Annotated in this window: 8 protein-coding genes; all 8 read right to left on the bottom strand. The window is 35.9% G+C overall.

What is annotated here, in order from left to right; translation table 11 throughout:
• Positions 1–58: 58 nt before the first annotated feature.
• The 8 genes from ACHRV0_RS17465 to hepC all read right to left on the bottom strand — a co-directional run bounded on the left by ACHRV0_RS17465 (position 59) and on the right by hepC (position 17,204).
• On the bottom strand, positions 59–2,737 hold the full coding sequence (locus ACHRV0_RS17465) for a DUF4962 domain-containing protein (RefSeq protein ID WP_395441801.1): 2,679 nt from the start codon (positions 2,735–2,737) through the stop codon (positions 59–61).
• Between the two features lie 8 nt (positions 2,738–2,745).
• Positions 2,746–5,415, bottom strand: a complete 2,670-nt coding sequence (locus ACHRV0_RS17470; protein ID WP_395441802.1) for a DUF4962 domain-containing protein — start codon at positions 5,413–5,415, stop codon at positions 2,746–2,748.
• Positions 5,416–5,451: 36 nt separating this feature from the next.
• Positions 5,452–6,831 carry a sulfatase gene (locus ACHRV0_RS17475; RefSeq protein WP_395441803.1) on the bottom strand — a complete coding sequence of 460 codons (1,380 nt, stop codon included), beginning with the start codon at positions 6,829–6,831 and terminating at the stop codon, positions 5,452–5,454.
• Positions 6,832–7,003: 172 nt separating this feature from the next.
• Positions 7,004–8,251 (bottom strand): MFS transporter, encoded by a 1,248-nt coding sequence (locus ACHRV0_RS17480; protein ID WP_129023019.1) that lies wholly within the window; start codon positions 8,249–8,251, stop codon positions 7,004–7,006.
• The gene (locus ACHRV0_RS17485; protein ID WP_395441804.1) at positions 8,238–9,203 is read right to left on the bottom strand and encodes an ROK family protein; all 966 of its coding nucleotides are present in this window, start codon (positions 9,201–9,203) and stop codon (positions 8,238–8,240) included. Before ACHRV0_RS17485 ends, ACHRV0_RS17480 begins: the two co-directional genes overlap by 14 nt.
• 206 nt (positions 9,204–9,409) lie before the next feature.
• Positions 9,410–11,296: a RagB/SusD family nutrient uptake outer membrane protein gene (locus tag ACHRV0_RS17490; protein WP_395441805.1), complete on the bottom strand. Its 1,887-nt coding sequence runs from the start codon at positions 11,294–11,296 to the stop codon at positions 9,410–9,412.
• Positions 11,297–11,313: 17 nt separating this feature from the next.
• Positions 11,314–14,463: a TonB-dependent receptor gene (locus ACHRV0_RS17495; protein WP_164974997.1), complete on the bottom strand. Its 3,150-nt coding sequence runs from the start codon at positions 14,461–14,463 to the stop codon at positions 11,314–11,316.
• A 764-nt stretch (positions 14,464–15,227) separates the two neighbouring features.
• Positions 15,228–17,204: a heparin-sulfate lyase HepC gene (hepC, locus tag ACHRV0_RS17500; RefSeq protein WP_395441806.1), complete on the bottom strand. Its 1,977-nt coding sequence runs from the start codon at positions 17,202–17,204 to the stop codon at positions 15,228–15,230.
• Positions 17,205–17,209 lie beyond the last annotated feature (5 nt).

Here is a 17,209-nt window from a genome sequence, read left to right on the forward strand (position 1 = left end):
CTTCTTGTTTAAAAGAACGTAAGCTCTAATTTAAACAAAAAGAAAACACATTATTCTTTTAATTTTTATCGTATTTAGCCGCATCTGGCAATTCGTCAACAACTTCTTGTTTGTTTACTTTAGAATTGTAAATTTCTAGTAATACTGAACTTCCTGCAATTTTTGGTGCATATTTTTTTCCTTCAAACTCTAGAGATTGATTGCCAAAACTAAATGCTGATTTTGCTGATTTGCCAATTACTTGTAAAGCCGCTGTTTTCTTGCCGTCTAACTGTGCTAAAATTTCCCAATCTCCAACTTGTAAATGCTTTAATTTATTAACGTTTGATACTGTTTTAATGACTTCTGTTTTACCTTCTTTGATTTGAATGATCGTTAAGAATCTAAATTTTTGTTTAGGTTCAGAGGTAATTCCAGCATGCCATTGGTTTTTAAAATCTTTAATTTTACCTTCATCATCGGTAACTTTATTCCAGTTTACTGCCGCTTCAAAAAACTGATTGTGTACAGCCATTTTTAACGGACTTTCGGCATAAACATTAGCAGTAACATTTCCTAAGTCTGTTTTTACAACAAATTGCTGCTGATTCGATTTTTCTGCATTCTGACCTTCAATAGTATAATATGGGCAATGAAATTGTGTCGTCCATTTAACTGGATTTTTGGCTTCTAGTTCGTCGTACAAAACAATATATCCGCCTTCTAATTGCAGCATATGTCTTCTGTATAAGGTTACACCAGATTCTCCGTAACCGTTTTCTTTGCTAGGTACAACTTTAATTTGTTCGAATCTGTTGAGCCAGAATTCGCTTTTAATTTCGCCATAAGCATTGCTTGCATCTCCTAAAGCATACTGAATACGTTTTCCTGAGATCGCTCTCGGAATCCATCCGTAACCTTCTTCGCCAATTTTTTGGTTTAAACTGTCAGCCAAAATAGTGTTGTATGCTTTTGTAGATCTATAATGCAAAAGATTGTGCTTGTCGCTGAAATTGCTGTAATAGCCAGTTCCTCCGAAGATTACTTTTCCTTTATAGTTAATGGTAAATGCGTTTTGCGAAGTATGCCCATGTCCCGAAGAACCAAAGGGACTGCTGAATAAATAACTGCTCAAAGATTTGTCGGCGTTGGCTAAATCTTCATGCATAGCAACAACTCCGATATCTCCAAATTTGCGTGTTTTAGGCAAATCTGAAGGAGATGAAACAGGTAATTTTCGGTTTGGTTTAAAATTTAAAAGACGGAAAAGCAGGAAATCATCTGTGCCGTGATAATAAGACGGACATTCTTTTTTTATTCCGTCAACATACCAGTTTAAATAAGGATTATCAATTTTATAAGTCAGCGCATCTGCAAACCAAGCTTCGCCTTTAACAATGTAAGGAATATTCTCCCACATGTCGCCAATTGCAGTACTTGCCGATTTATTAGGATGTGTATAAAGCATATAATAAGGCAGATTCTGCATCCACGGCAATTTGAAATAATCGACTCCGCTAAAATCGCCAAACATTTGAGAAAGATAAATTATCGATTTAAAGTTGACTCTAAAATAACCGTTTCCTTCGTGCCAGCCGCCGTCTGTTGTGCCAAGAACTGGAAAACGTGCCGACCATACTTCATACAAATAAGTAAGCCATTCTTTTGCTTCGGGCACATCGTTTATTACCGAAACGGTTGCAATAGCAAGATTTCGCATCGTAATCTGCCAAACGTGATTGTCACTTACGTGCAACTCAAAACGATTTGGAAGATGATCGTAAACTCTTTTAGATCTAAATTTAATAATGTTTTTAAAAAGTTCTTTTTCATCTAATGATAAAAAATCATATCCTGCATCGTAAAACCAGCCTAAAGCTTCAAGTACTGCACCGCTTGTAAAATCATCGCCAGTTGCAAGTCCGTCAGGATTCATATTGGCAATATTTATGGCTCTGCGTTTGGCATCTAAAATGAAACGTTTGTCTTTAGTAAGCTGATAAGCAATACATAAATTACGAACAGGAGTACCAACGGCATCTCCAAAACCATGATACATTCTCTCGATAATTATCTTTTTTTCTAACGGATTTTTGCCGGTTGTATCAATTACACGTTGCGGTTTCTCTGTTGGGAGAGGAGCAAGCATTAATTTTTCCGCGTAAGCGATAAACTTTTTAGCCTCAGGATTATCAAGATTGTTTTTGTAAAAATCCTCGCCAATTGTGCGCATATCCCACAAAAGTGGATGTGCTCCTTCATTTCTTTTTAAAACTTCGTTTACAGGCGGAGAAACTTTTTGGTTTGCATATTTTGAATCAATAACGAAATCATAAGTTGGAGACCATGTCCATTGATTACTGTTTTTTAGGGCGTACCCATATTTCCAATACCATTTTCCAGATTTTAAAGCCTGATGCAAAGGATAAACCGCCCAACGTTGTTCGTTACTGGCAATTAAATCTTTTGTAAAGTTTTTATCACTTGCCAGCATCACTTTGTAACGCACGTTGCCAATATTAGGATCTTCGGGAATTGCGCTGCCGCTTTCCATTGGTTTTACCATTTCTTTGCCGTTTGTTCCCGGCCAAAGCAGGGCAGGAGCATTTGTCGGCACCGTAATTCCGTTTACAGGATACGGCCATTCGCGCACTCTCGAATGCAATTTTTCGGCAGTGAGTTTAATTTCTGCAGATTGCTGCGCAGATAATCTACCACCTAAAATTAGTAAGATCGCAAAACTTATTTTTTTTATCATGGTAATCATTACTTAGTTTTAGAATCATATTTTGCGACATCTGGTAATTCGTCGATTACTTCTTGTCGTGTTGGTTTGTTATTGATTGTTTCAACAAGCATTGAGCTTCCGCTGGTTTGATGCTGATACGTTTTTTTTCCTAGTTTAATAGAAGAAGCACCGTAATTAAAGGCTGCATTTAATTTTTCATTTTTAATGTTTAACATTGGAGCTTGATCACTATTTAATTGTGCAGATAACTCCCAGTTGCCAAAATTCAGTTGAATGTTTCCGTTTTGCAACGCGACAGGTTTTATGATTTCTGCTGTTTTACCATCGATTTTAATGACGGTTAGAAAGCGCATTTTTTTACTTGGCGTTGAAGTTATTCCTGCATGCCACTGATTTTTGTATTCGAAAACTTTTCCGTCTGGGCCAGTTACTTTGTTCCAGTTTACGGCTGCTTCGGCAAATTTATCATGTACTTGCATTTTAAGATCAGTATTAGCAAAAACACTTGTATTGACTAAACCTACATCTGTTTTTACGGTAAAATTCTGCTGTTTATTGTTGGTTGTTTCTTTTGATTCGATTGTGTAATAGGGCACTTGAAATTGTGTTGTCCATTTTACAGGTTTTTCAGCTTCGAGTTCGTCATAAATCACAACATAACCTTCTTCTAACTGTAGATAATGTCTACGATAAAGAGTAATATTTCGCTCTCCATATCCATTGGCTTCATTTGGCACGACATTAATTTTTTGAAAACGATCCAGCCAAAATTCATTTGTAATAGGACCGTAAGCTTTTGTGGCGTCACCTAACACATATTGAATGTGTTTTCCGGTAATAAAACGAGGTGTCCAGCCATATCCGTCTTCGCCAATTTTCTGTCCCAAACTATCCGCTAAAATAGTTGAGTAAGCTCGAGAAGTACGATAATCTAAAAGGTTATGACGATCACTAAAATTGCTGTAATAGCCAGTACCTCCAAATATTGTTTTGCCCTTATAGTTAATAGTAAATGCATTTTGTGAAGCATGACCGTGACCAGAAGAACCTATTGGGCAGCTAAAGAAATAACTGCTTAAATTTTTAGAAGTATCAGATAAATTTTCATGCATAGCAGTCATCCCCATATCTTTGAACCAACGTGATTTTGGCAGTTCGCTAAAGGGTGATTCAGGCAGGTTTCGTTCTGCTTTGTAATTTAATAAGCGATAAAGCAAGAAGTCATCTGTTCCTTTAAAATGCTTTGGGTAATCCCTTTTAATATTGGCTACGTAAGTATTCAAATAAGGATTGTTTATTCTGTATGAAAGAGCATCGGTAAATAAAGCATCTACATTAGCAATGTTTGGTTCTTTTTCCCACATATCGCCCATAGCCATGCAAGATGCCGCCGATGGATGTGTGTAAAGTAAGAAATAAGGAACGTTTTGCATCCAAGGCAATTGAAAATAATCTACACCGCTCAAATCACCTAATAATTGCGATAAATAAAGAAAAGACCTGAAGTTTACTTTAAAATAACCGCTTCCTTCGTGCCAGCCACCGTCATTATTGCTTAAAATAGGGTATCGGGCAGACCAGACCTCATAAATATAAGTCAGCCATTTGTTGGCTTCAGGAAGCTCATCAACGGCTGCGACAGCACCAATTGCGAGATTTCGTAACGTAATCTGCCAAACGTGATTGTCGTTTATATTGATTTCGAAGCGGTTTGGAAGATGGCGATAAATTCGGTCACCTCTTAATTTGATAACAGATTTTAAAAATACTTTTTCTTCGGGAGTCAGAAAATCAAATCCAGCATCGTAAAACCATCCAACGGCTTCTAACACTGCACCTCCTGTAAAATCATCACGAGTAGCTAAACCATCTGGATTCATGTGAGCAATATTCAACGCTCTGCGTTTGGCATCCAAAATAAATCTTTTGTCTTTTGTAAGCTGATATGCAATACAAAGATTACGTACAGGATTGCCTACCATATCTCCAAAACCGTGGTACATGGCCTCAATATTGATTTTTTTCTGAAGTTCAGATTTACCGGTTGTGTCGATGTAACGTCTTGGTTTTTCTTCGGGAAGCGGCTCCAGCATTAATTTTTCAGCGTAAGCGATAAATTTTTTAGCTTCAGGATTTGATAGGTTTTTTAAGTAAAAATCGCTGCCTATTTTGTTCATATTCCAAAGCCTCGGATGTTGTCCGCTAACACGCTGTAAAACAGTAGCGGCTGATGGTGAAACTAGATTGTTTACAGCTGTTGGATTAACGATAAAATCGTATACAGGCGACCAAACCCAGTTTTGTGAGCTTTTCTGGCGATAGGCATATTTCCAATACCATTTTCCAGATTTCAAAGGCTGATGAAGCGGATACATTGCCCATTCTTGCTCTTCGCTTGTGATCAAGTTTTGCTTAAAATCAGGATCAGAAGCGAGCATTACTTTGTAAACCACGTGGTGAATTTTTGGATCGATGGTGAAATCGTCTCCAATATCTCCGGATAATACAATGTTCTTTTCGCCATTTGTTCCCGGCCAAAGCAAAGCTGGAGCATTGGTATTAATGGTTACTCCGTTTGCAGGATAAGGCCATTCTCTAAGTCTGCTATGTAGTTTTTCGGCTTTTAGCTGAATCGTTGCCGGCTGTTGACCATATATTTGAAATGTTATTACAAATAGCAATAACATAAATGTTTTTTTGTGCAACATAATCTTGTTTTTGGTTTATAACCCAGATTGAAAAGTATCTCCGTTTTCTTTGCACCATTGTTTTAAATAACGGCGCATTTCATTCAGCTGTTTTTTATAGGCTGAATTAACGGCTAGATTTGTAATTTCTCCTGGATCAGTGGTTAGATTGAATAGTTGTTCTTTTAAATCGCCTTTGTTGTAAACGATATACTTAAAATCTTTAGAAATTACAGCGCGTCCGCTAATTCCTAAAAGATCTTCGTTATCGGCAAAATCGGTTTCAATAACCAATGTATCGCGTAGGTTTTGCGCTGGATTGGCTATTTTTTTGCTAAGATCGATTCCTTTTAAATAATTGGGTTTTTGTACTCCGGTAAATCCACAGATGGTTGGGATAATATCAATTCCGTTACAAACCAGCATTTCGTCAGTTCGTGGTGACCATTGGCCTATTTTCGAAATGATAAAAGGTACTTTTGCTGATTCTTCGTATAATATTTGTTTTTGATTCCAGCTGTGGCCTGCATAACCGTCACCATGATCGGCGGTAAAAACGATGATGGTGTTTTTTTCGATATTGTATTTTTTTAATGAAGCTAGAACCATTTCGATGTAAACATCTACTTTTTCTACCAAGCGGTTATACGCCCAGCGGTATTGACGCCATTGATCTTCTGTCCAGTTAACGCTTGGATAGGTTCCTGGATTTACTTTTTGCTGTTCACGTACAATTTTAGGCTCGTGATCTGGAATTTTCCAGTTAAGAGGCAGGGGCGGACATTGTGCTGCGGGTGGAGCTTGTTCTAAAACATCCATTTTTAGATCTTCATGGCGCGCCCACTCACAAATGTCATGCGGATTTAAAAAAGAAGCGACAAGCAAAAATGGTTTGTCTTTGTTTTCTTTAATAAAGCGTGCGCAGAACGATGGGGTTGCGGCATCATTATAATCTTGAAAATTGGTGTTTTCGATGTATTCAAAACCATGCTGGCTTTTCTTCGCAGTTGGTACAGGCAAATGCCATTTTCCTACGTAACCTGTTTTATATCCTCCGTTTTGGAAAATTTTGCCCATCATAAGCAAATCTTCCGGCCATTGTCCGTCTTTCTCAGGAGCATTTCCAATGAAACCATTTTCAAAAGGCATTTTTCCGCTCATGATTGAACTGCGAGATGGCGAACACAAAGGCTGCGCACAATAGGCTCTAGTAAAACGCACACCGTTTTGTGCCAATTTATCCATTGCAGGTGTATGTAAATCTTTATTTCCTGCAATACTCATAGCATCAGCAGTCTGCTGATCGGTCATTATAATTAGAATATTAGGACGATCGCTGGTTTGAGCCTTACTCGCAAATGAGGCGGCGATCAAGCCTGCTAGAGATAGTAGTACTATTGTTTTTTTTAATAACATAATGGTCAGGTTTATTTAATAGCTAGCTGTCTTTTTATAGAACATAGAGTCTTTGAAAGTACAAAACGAATTTAGGGATCATTGATTTAAGATAGTTTTGATTTTGTACAAAATGATATTAATTTTAATTAAAAATGAATGCCTGTGCGGTATTTCATACTGATTTTGCCCTTTAGTTTTGTTCGCTTTTGAAAATATTCTTCAGTTTGGTGGTTTTATTGTTAATGATAGGTTTTGCGCTGTATGCTAAAAATAAAATATAGCCAAGTGTTACAAACAGAAAAAACATAGCATAACGAAGCCCGATGCAATCACCAAGAGTACCAATAATTAAAGGCACTAGTGCGCCGCCAAAAATACCAGAACACAGAATTCCTGAAAATGAACCATGATGTTTATGTGTAGAATTGAGTGCCAGTGAAAATACAATTGAAAACATAACTGAAATAGTAAAACCTAAAGTGATAAATGCCACAACTGCCATTTCTGAATCACCAAACAATGCGGCAATTAAGACGATCATAGAGGAAATACTGGCTGTTTTTAAAACTAGTTTAGAATCCCAAAGTTTTAAAACGACAAGTCCAAGTAAACAACCGAAAGTCATGGCTCCCCAAAACCAAGCAACGGCACTTGCACCTTTAGTAGCGGGATCAAGACCATGATAGCTTCTTAAAAATTCAGACATCCAGTTGGCTAATGATTGTTCTGTTCCTACATAGGCGATAATTCCTAAAAAGAAAAGCCAGATTTCGCGTTTTTTCAGTAATTCTAAATATACTTGGGAAGTTCCAGTTTTTTCATCATCATTGAGTTTTACAATTGGTATTTTCAGGAATGCTACTACTAGAATAATTACGATAAAAATCAAAGTAAACAACCAGTATAAGATTGTCCAGTTTAAATCGTTTTGAACTAGATTGTTAAAAATAAAGTCTAGAAAAGCATTGTTTTGATGTAAGAGATAGGTAAAAACAAACGGACTGATAAATGAGGCTAATCCAAATGTAAGCTGTGCCATAACGGAGTAAAAAGCAAAGTTTTCTTCGCCTCCTGCTGTGCGCATAAGTGGGTTAATAATAACTTGCAGCATTGCCATTCCTAATCCAATAACAAATAAAGAGCCTAGCGCAGTGCTGTAAAGAGGATTTAGAGCAAAGGCTGCTGAACCTATTAAATTTAAAGAAAAAGCGAGCAGCATTGCTTTTTTTTCTCCCATTTTTTCGATTAGTATTCCTGCGGGAATAGACATAATTCCATAAGCTAAAAAGAACGAAAATGGTAAAAAAGCCGCCATTGTAAGGCTGAGTTTGTATGTTTGAATGATGATAGGCATTAATGGACCTAAAATATTGGTTACAAAAGAGATTACGAACCAAATAACTAGAATCATAACAACCAGAAAATTATTTCGTTTCATAGTGTTCCATTTTAAGTTTCTGAAAAACATTTGCAGTACAGCCCAATATACCTGCCTGATTTCCTAATTTGGCAGCAACAATCTGGGTATGAATGGAGGCCGCTGGAATAGACAAGGTTTTTGCTCGGTATCTTAATTCGTCGATATAAAATGTCCCCGCTTCACTGATTCCGCCGCCAATAATTACTTTTTGCGGACTGCAGATGTTTATAAAACCAGCTATGCCTGCGGCTAAAGAATCAAAATGATGTTCCATGGCGCGAACGGCATATTCTTCGCCAATTAGGTATTTTTCGACAATATATCTGCCGTCAACTTCTTCAGAAGGAAATTGGTTTTGTGATTTATAATCCTCAATTAAAGCGGTTACAGATGCATAAGCTTCCAGACAGCCGCGTCCGCCGCAAGTGCAGGACAAGCCATTTTGCTGTATTATGATATGACCTAGTTCACCGCCGCGATTGTTGAAACCGCCGTAAAGTTTTTTGTCAATCATAATGGCTCCGCCAATACCTGTGCCAACTGTTAGAAAAACAGCATCAGAACAATCTTTTGCCGCACCATAGGTTAATTCGCCAAGTCCCATTAAATTGGCATCGTTATCAATAACGATAGTATGACCGGTTAGTTCTTTTAAAATAATACCTAATGGTAATTCTTCGAAACCGGGTAAATTATCTGCACCGCCAATGATTACGTTATTTTCAACAAGACCCGGAAAACCAATACCCACGCCGAGAATTGGTTCTTTTAATTGTAATGTGCATTGTGTGATTGCATCTGCGATTAATTGTATAATTTCTTCTTGGGTGCCTGCATTCTGTAAGGGAACTAAAAAGGACAGTAGAATTTTGCCTTCTTCATTGACTAGACCGCATTTAAGTGAAGTACCGCCAATATCGATTCCAACTGCGTAAGATGATGACAGTTCAGAATTATGTAAGTTTATCATAATTGTAATTTTAATTATCCTCTTGAAGTGTTTATTTTAACTTCGAAGGATAAATTTGAGAGGAATGTTTAAGTAACATTAGATGAAAAAAAGTCGTTTTCAACTCAGATGAAACAATTAATGCAGAACGAGGTCCTGCATTAATGTTAAAAAAAGATATTTTTTACGAGGGGAAAATGAATTGTAAATATTCAAGAACCCACCGTTTAATATTTAGGATTTTGTCGTGTAATATTCCTATTTACGTCGGTTTCATTTTGAGGATAAGGATAAAGTTCATGTTTTCCTGCTACAAAGTTTCCTACTGAAGGATAGAAATAGTTGGAACGAATAAGTTTCACAGCATTAGCAGTTTCAGTTATTTTATCTCCTAAAATTCCCCATCTAATCAAATCGGCTCTTCTCATTCCTTCAAAAGAAAGTTCCCAAGCTCTTTCTTGCTGAACAGCTTTTAGAAAACTAGTTTTGTCAAGACCTGTTGGCAAATTCATCTCTGCTGTGGTTGGTTTTGGCAAAATTCTAGCAGTTGCCGTTGCGCCTGAGCCTTTTCCGTCGACACTTGTAATTGTAACAGTTGGTACAGAAGTATAACCGTCTCCAGTACGAAGCATTGCAATTGTGTTGACAGCACCGCTTGCCAAAGTTACAACAGCTGCTGATGCATCAGAACCACCGCCGCCTGTAATTTGGATTACTACATTTGCTGCAGAACTATATCCAGTACCTTTTGTTTTTAAGTCAACAGCAATACGGCTTCCTTGTACGTCGGCACCAAAACCTCTTCTGCGAACTTGATTAATGGCATCGTAAGCAATGGCATTTGGACCTTCATTTAATTCGTTTTCTACTTCGGCACGCATTAAAAGCAAATCAGAATAGCGCATAATAACCCAGTTAATGTGGCTGTATGCTTTTTCTTGAATTGAATTGGTTTGAAATTCACGGCTCCATTTTCCAACTGTCCAGCTCTCGTCTTGTCTTGTCGTTAAAAGTGGTACTTTATTTCCAGCGGCATTTAGTGTATACATGGCAATTGAGAAATCTCTTCTTTGATCTGCAGCATTAAATCCGTTGTAAAAAGGTTTTGGAACAACACATCTTGAATTGGTCGAAGAATAAAAACCATTTGCAGTTGTTACACCATTAAAATTACCAATGTTAGAGGAGTTTTCTCTATATCCTGCTGGATTGTAAAAGGCAACTTGAAAAATGTTTTCAGTAGGCTCTAAAACGTGCAGACATTGGTTTTTAAAAACCTTTGAATACGATGGATTCAACTTATACGGGTTTTGTGCCATTACTTCGTTGATTTGCTGTTGTGCCAGTTTATAAAAATCTTTATAGTTGGCAGGACGACTCATTACACCGTCAGCACCTAATGAATATCCGCCGGCAAATAAGGCAACTCTTGCCAGTATAGCTTTAGCAGCCCATTTGTTTACACGTTCATCTGTAGGAATTTGTTCCGGCAATAGGAGGGCAGCTTCTTGCATATCTTTGATAATCTGGGTGTAGATTTCTTTTCGATCTACAAGACCGCCTTTTAAATCATCTCCTGCCTGTGAACTTTTTGTTTTAAAGGGAACGTCGCCCCATAAACGCACTAACTCAGAGTAGTAAAAGCCGCGTAAAAATTTAGCTTCACCAATAAATTTGTTTAATTGGTCTTTTTGAGCCTGTGTTCCTTCTGTGTACAAGGTCATTTGCGGAATTCTTTCAATCGCAACATTGGCTCTGTCAATTCCTTCATATAATTTGCTCCAAACGGCATAAAAAACGTTAGTCTGCGAAATACCTTGATAATGAGGAATCATACGCCAGTCATCGGCACTTAAACCATTGATTTGTTGAATGTCAGTATCAGTATCAAAAAGTATAGAGATATTCCATCCATAACTGTCAAAAGAGGACATTGCTTCATAAACTCCTAATACAGCCATATTGGCTTCGTCTGAAGTTTTAAAGAAATTGGCTGTTGTAAAATAAGAATAGGGTGTAACTTCTAATTCTTTTTCACATGAATTAAGCGGCAGTAAAAGAAAAGATACACTCGCTGCTATAATTGCTCCAGAGGAAAATATTTTGTTTTTCATTTTTTCTAATCTTTAAATTATAGTGAAATATTTAAACCAGTGATAAAGGATTTACTTCTTGGGTAAGCACTAAAATCTACTCCTCTGGTAATCGCATTATTAAGTACGCTGACTTCTGGATCAAATCCTGAATATTTCGTAAATACATATAAATTATAAGCTGTAAAATAAACTCTCAAATTTGAGATATACGATTTTTTCAGCCAAGCTTTAGGCAATGTGTAACCTAAACTGATATTGTTGATTCTTAAAAAAGAACCGTCTTCAATAATATCGCTGTACAAACGTCCGGTAGTGTTACCATTAAAAGCAGGGTTCGTTTTACCAACATTTAAAGCCGCTAATTCCGTAGGATCAGTTACACGTTGTCCAGCAGCATTTATAGTTGTCCATCTATCAGCAAACATGGCAAATGTATTTAGATTGTCTAAATTAAGTCTTGAATTGTTTAGCACGTTTGCATTGTAAATATCGTTACCAACAGTAAAATCAAGGAAAACACTTAAATCAATCCCTTTATAACTGAAAGTATTGTTTAAACCTCCTGTATATTTCGGGTTTGCATCTCCTATTGCGGTTCTGTCAAGATCATTGATAACACCGTCTGGAGTACCATTTGGACCACTGATGTCTTTAAATTTAATGTAACCTGGCTGTACGGCAAGATTATCACTTACTACACCGCTTTTTAAAGTATAAGTACCAGCAGTTGCATTATAATCAAAATCACTTACTTGATATAAACCATCGTTTACATAGCCATACATTACTCCAACTGGTTGTCCGACTTTTAGGATGTAGTCATTTTTGTCTGTATAGCTATTAGTGATAAGTGATGTTTCGCCTTCACTTAAAGCCAGTACTTTTGTTTTATTAAAAGCAATATTAAAAGTGGTGTTCCAGTTAAAATTTTCATTTTTAACATTAGTCGTATTCAAGGTAAATTCTATACCACGGTTTGAAGTTGCTCCAATATTCTGAAATTGTTTTTTAAATCCAGAACTTGCAGGAACACGAGTATTGTAAAGTAAATCTTTAGAACGATTTTCATACAATTCTGTAGTAAGAGAAATACGTTGTTTAAAGAATCCTAAATCTAAACCTATGTTGGTCGATTTAGTAGATTCCCATTTTAAATACGGGTTTGGAAGATTACTTTGAAAAGCAGTAATATTTACTTGATTGTTTAAAGGATATGATCCTGAATTGAAAATACCTAAAGCAGCATAATTTGCAATTCTGTTATTTCCAGCTTCTCCATAACTTAAACGGAATTTTAAATCAGAAAATGCAGGAATGTTTTTCATGAAATCTTCTTCGATAACTCTCCAAGCAGCAGAAACCGATGGGAAAACTCCCCATTGATTTTCAGTTCCAAATTTAGAAGAACCATCTGCACGTAAACTTGCTGATAGTAAATATCTGCTTTTGAATGAATAATCAGCTTTTCCAAAAAATGATAATAATTTATCATCTTCAGCAAATGAAGTAGGGATTGCGGCAATTGTACCAAGCTGTAATTTATCCCATCCTAAATTTACATTAGGGAATGCTGACGCTGCTGCTGAAATTCCTTCAGAATAATTGTAAATATACTCTTGACCGGCTGTTACGCTAAGTTTATGTTTTTTAGCAAATGTATTATTGTAGGTTAATACGTTGTTGTAATTTAAACGAGTCGAAAGATTATGTGTAATACCTCCGTTTGCTCCGCCAGATCTAATAGCTTGTATTCCTTCAGCACCATTAAAGTACTTACTTTTAACGCTGTTATCCGTGTAACTTACCAAACCGCTGTAAACTAATTTTGGTGTAAGGTAGTACGAAAGTTGAAAGTTCATGTTGATAGAACGATTTACTGTTTCTCTTTTTTGGCTGTCAATAGTGATAAGCGGACTTTGAAACGCTGGTGAAGCTTGATTGTCTAATGGATCAATCAGCAAATATTTAAGATCATCGTCAGAACCACTTTTTCCAATAGTAGGGCGATATTGTAATAATGTTTGCAGCATACTTAATCTCGCATTTCCACCATCATTTGTAGATAATCCTGTAATTTTTTGATTAGAATAATTGACAATAGCATTAACTGTAAATTTTTTGCTTATCGCTTGTGTTACCTGCAATTTTGCAATGTTTTTTAAAGATTCACTGCCAATCATAATTCCTTGATCATTATTAACAGAATAAAAAGCATTGTATTTTGTATCACTTTCGCCGCCGCTGATACCTATTTTATGATACTGATTTACAACAGCATTTCCAAAAACTTCATCTTGCCAATTGATTCCTGCTCTGTTTTTGTAAAGACCTTCCATTTCATCATAGGTTCCAAAAGTGTTCAGGTATTTTTGCATTCTAGTGTCATCTGTCGCACTTTCGTAAACCAATTGTGTGTATTGGTACGGATTCATTACCGGTAATGTTTTTGCAATTGTTTTTATACCGCCATAAGTATCGTAACTTAATCTAAGTTTTCCGCCGGCAGATTTTTTTGTCGTTACCAAAATTACTCCATTTGCACCTTGTGCACCATAAATAGAGGTAGAGGATGCATCTTTTAATACATCAATAGATTCGATATCCATTGGATCTAAAAAAGCAAGACCGCCAGTTTGTGCGACACCATCAACTACATAAAGCGGTTCATTACTCTGCGTAATCGAAGTTCCCCCTCTAATTCGTAATGAAGGCTGTGCACCAGGAGTTCCGTCAGGCATAGTTACCTGTAATCCGGCAATACGACCTTGCATTGCTTGTGCTACGTCCTGCACAGGAATTTTAGCTATTTCAGTTCCTTTTACAGAAGATATTGCACCAGTAAGGTTTTTTCGTGTTTTTGTTCCATATCCTACTACAACAACCTCGTCAAGATTATTAGCATTATCAATAAGTTTTGTATTGATGAGTGTTCTGTTTTTTACCTGCTCTTCAGTAGTTTTGGTTCCTATAAAAGTAAATACTAATACAGCATTAGATTTTACTTTAATTTGATATTCACCATCCATAGAGGTGACTGTGCTGTTTTTAGTTCCTTTTTCAGAAACGGTTGCCCCAGGCATAGGCATATTTTGGGAGTCGGTTACAACACCTTTAACTGTAATAACATCTTGCCCGTACATCACGCAAGTTGTCAGCAGTAAGAATAAAAATAGAGTCCTTTTCATAGTTTTGGTTTTTTACCGGAATATTTTTTCATTATTCCAGATAGCTATTATTTAAGTTAGTTTTTTAACCTTGTTAAGTAAAAGTTGTAACTGCTTTAATTCGAAAGCTGTAAAAATTGACTTTAGTAAGGTTTGGTTCAATGTCGCTTAAATTGTTTTCTTTATAAATCACAATTGATTTATTGTGGTTTGTCGAGAAAAGTATAACAATTTATGAACTTGTAAAAATACCTTAGGTATTTTCTGTCGTGTAAACAAAAGATGTTTTTGTAAAAATTGATTCATTAGCTTTTGATTAGTCATGTTGGTTATTATTTGATAGAAACAAATATAGAAATCGACCTAAAATGACAGTTTTGAAAACGTCCAAAATACTATTGATTTTGATTAAAACAAGCTTTAAACCCCAAAAAATTAAGGGTAAAAATGTGTTTTTAATATTTTTTCTTACTTTTTATTTAGTATTATCTTTTTCTATTTCATGCAAAAGATAAAGCAGGTTTAAAATGCGGTTAAAATGTGTTTAAATAATTGAAAAATAAAGGCTATTTAAGCCGCTGATATTTAAATAGAAAGTAATTTTAATTTGTTACTGCCTATTATTTTGTGTCTAGATTTTGAAAATTATAAGTACTAGGTTATTTGCTAAAAGGTGGATTTAATTTCTTTGTAAGAGACATCATTAAAACAAGACAAAAAAAAAGACGTCCTGTTGAGACGTCTTTGAAAAAATAGAATATTTGAAATATTATCTTTTACTGCTTTTATAAGGATGTTTTAATGTCGCTTTTCTTGCCGTCAATACTAATTGTAAGGCTTACGATTCCTTTTTCCAGATTATGATCAGCATTTGGTTTAATACTGATTTCAGGAGCTTTAGAACCATTGTAAGGATATACGATACTTATGAAATCTTGTGTTTTATTATCGATTTTATTTTTTTCGAATACAAAAGCAGGTCTTGGGGTTTCTTTACCGTATGCATAAGATACTTTTCCATCTTCTTCACTAAGAGCTATTTTATCTGAATTTAAAGATTGTATCAACAAGTTGTTCCCGTCTTCATAAGTGGTGTACACCTTATTATTAGTTTTGTCAAAAAATGGTTTGCTGTCTTCTTTTAACTGAAAATGAACTCCTAATTTTCCAACCGCATTTCCAATAGCTTTATCAACGATCAAGAAATATTTTTTATTAATAAAAAGCATACTTCTTTGATGGTTTAAATCTTTATAACTTGGATTTGTGTATGTTAAAATATCTAAATTTTGTCCAGTCTGCCATTTGTCTTGTTTTGCTTTGGTGATAACCATATTTTGGTTGTCTAATGTCAAGGTGCTGTGTACTTTGGTTTGACGATACCAGTTTCTCATTTTGGTAACTTCCGCATCGCCGCTGTAAATATAACAACCTGTATCAGGCATAAAATTGCGTCCGTTATTCCAAAGTTCAAAAGTTCCGTTATCCGGTTGTGCGTGAAATTCTCCTGGAGGGCCGGCTTTTAAAATCATTACGGTTGACTGCTCGTTCCATCCATTTCTAAAGGTATAAAAACCGCCGTCTGGCAATGCATTTGATAAGTTCGACGGTAATTTTCCTGATGCGCCATCTGTTGCAAAATATTTAATTTCTTCGTTTTCAGGGAAAGCTTTTGACCATACTGCAAATTGTTTTAGTCTTGCATTTTTTTCAACCAGCCATGCATCACCAAACATTGGAATGTTGTAGTTAGGAAAAGTGATATTTGCCAGTGCAATAATCATTTTTTCAATTGTTTTTGAATAAGAATCTGGAAATTCTTTTTCAACTCCTGCCATTTTAGCTGAATTATATGCCTTTAAGAAAATATCAATTGTAGCAACATGATAAGTTGGCGAAAGTTCCCACTGAACTCCATCTGGCAATACCTGTGATTTTATTTCTCGGTTTAAAACGTCAATTCCGCTTTTACGCCATGCAGCCGCTTCTTTTAGTTCTGGAAAAAAAGCACCAGCACCTAAAATTCGCTGTGCTTCAAACAATAAGTGATTTCCATCTTTAGTGTAATGAGCAGGAATATAGGCAGCTTGTTTAGCATAACAGTTTAAAAACTCCATTAAAAAAGCTGGTGTAAAATTTGGAGAAGGCACAAACAAATTGAAAGTACCAGGCAGACTTTGTACACGATCAGAAACTTCTAACGGACGCCACGCATATCGATCATTGTCTTTAGAAAGTCCTAAAGGATTCTTTTTCTCCCAATCTCTAAATTGAGTAATCCATTCTTTTGCATATTTTTCATCGCCAGAACTTCTATACACAATTCCCATAGGCTGCCACCAATTTACTCTGTGAAGCTGCCAGCGCATTTCATTATCTTTTATAGGCCAATAATTCCAGTCTATATCTGCACCGTAATCAAAATAGCTGTAACCTTTTATCGGTTGAAATTTATGCTGCAAAGCATTGTCGGCTTTTTCCTGATTCGCTTTTCCAACATCTTTCCCTTTTAATCTATTTTCATCTCCTACATTAAATTCAGGATGTTTTATGTTTTTGCGATTGCGGTAGTAACTTAATAATTCTTTTGCGGCATCATTGTATTGTGCTGCGTCAAAGAGTTTTTTTGTTTTTTCTAAACCTGGATAGTTTAAATTTACAACGTCAAAGTTTTCTTTTTTAATTGGAGTTTCTTGAGCATTGACAAAGGATATTGTCAACGAAAGAAACAATACGCTTATACTGTTTTTTAGGTTTTTCATTCAGA

Origin of the sequence: Flavobacterium sp. FlaQc-30 (genome assembly GCF_044005885.1) — a bacterium.
GTDB lineage: Bacteria > Bacteroidota > Bacteroidia > Flavobacteriales > Flavobacteriaceae > Flavobacterium.

Coding starts and splice junctions, on each gene's coding strand:
- ACHRV0_RS17495 (WP_164974997.1), bottom strand. CDS start 14,463: ATGAAAAGGACTCTATTTTTATTCTTACTGCTGACAACTTGCGTGATG.
- ACHRV0_RS17485 (WP_395441804.1), bottom strand. CDS start 9,203: ATGATAAACTTACATAATTCTGAACTGTCATCATCTTACGCAGTTGGA.
- ACHRV0_RS17490 (WP_395441805.1), bottom strand. CDS start 11,296: ATGAAAAACAAAATATTTTCCTCTGGAGCAATTATAGCAGCGAGTGTA.
- hepC (WP_395441806.1), bottom strand. CDS start 17,204: ATGAAAAACCTAAAAAACAGTATAAGCGTATTGTTTCTTTCGTTGACA.
- ACHRV0_RS17480 (WP_129023019.1), bottom strand. CDS start 8,251: ATGAAACGAAATAATTTTCTGGTTGTTATGATTCTAGTTATTTGGTTC.
- ACHRV0_RS17475 (WP_395441803.1), bottom strand. CDS start 6,831: ATGTTATTAAAAAAAACAATAGTACTACTATCTCTAGCAGGCTTGATC.
- ACHRV0_RS17465 (WP_395441801.1), bottom strand. CDS start 2,737: ATGATAAAAAAAATAAGTTTTGCGATCTTACTAATTTTAGGTGGTAGA.
- ACHRV0_RS17470 (WP_395441802.1), bottom strand. CDS start 5,415: ATGTTATTGCTATTTGTAATAACATTTCAAATATATGGTCAACAGCCG.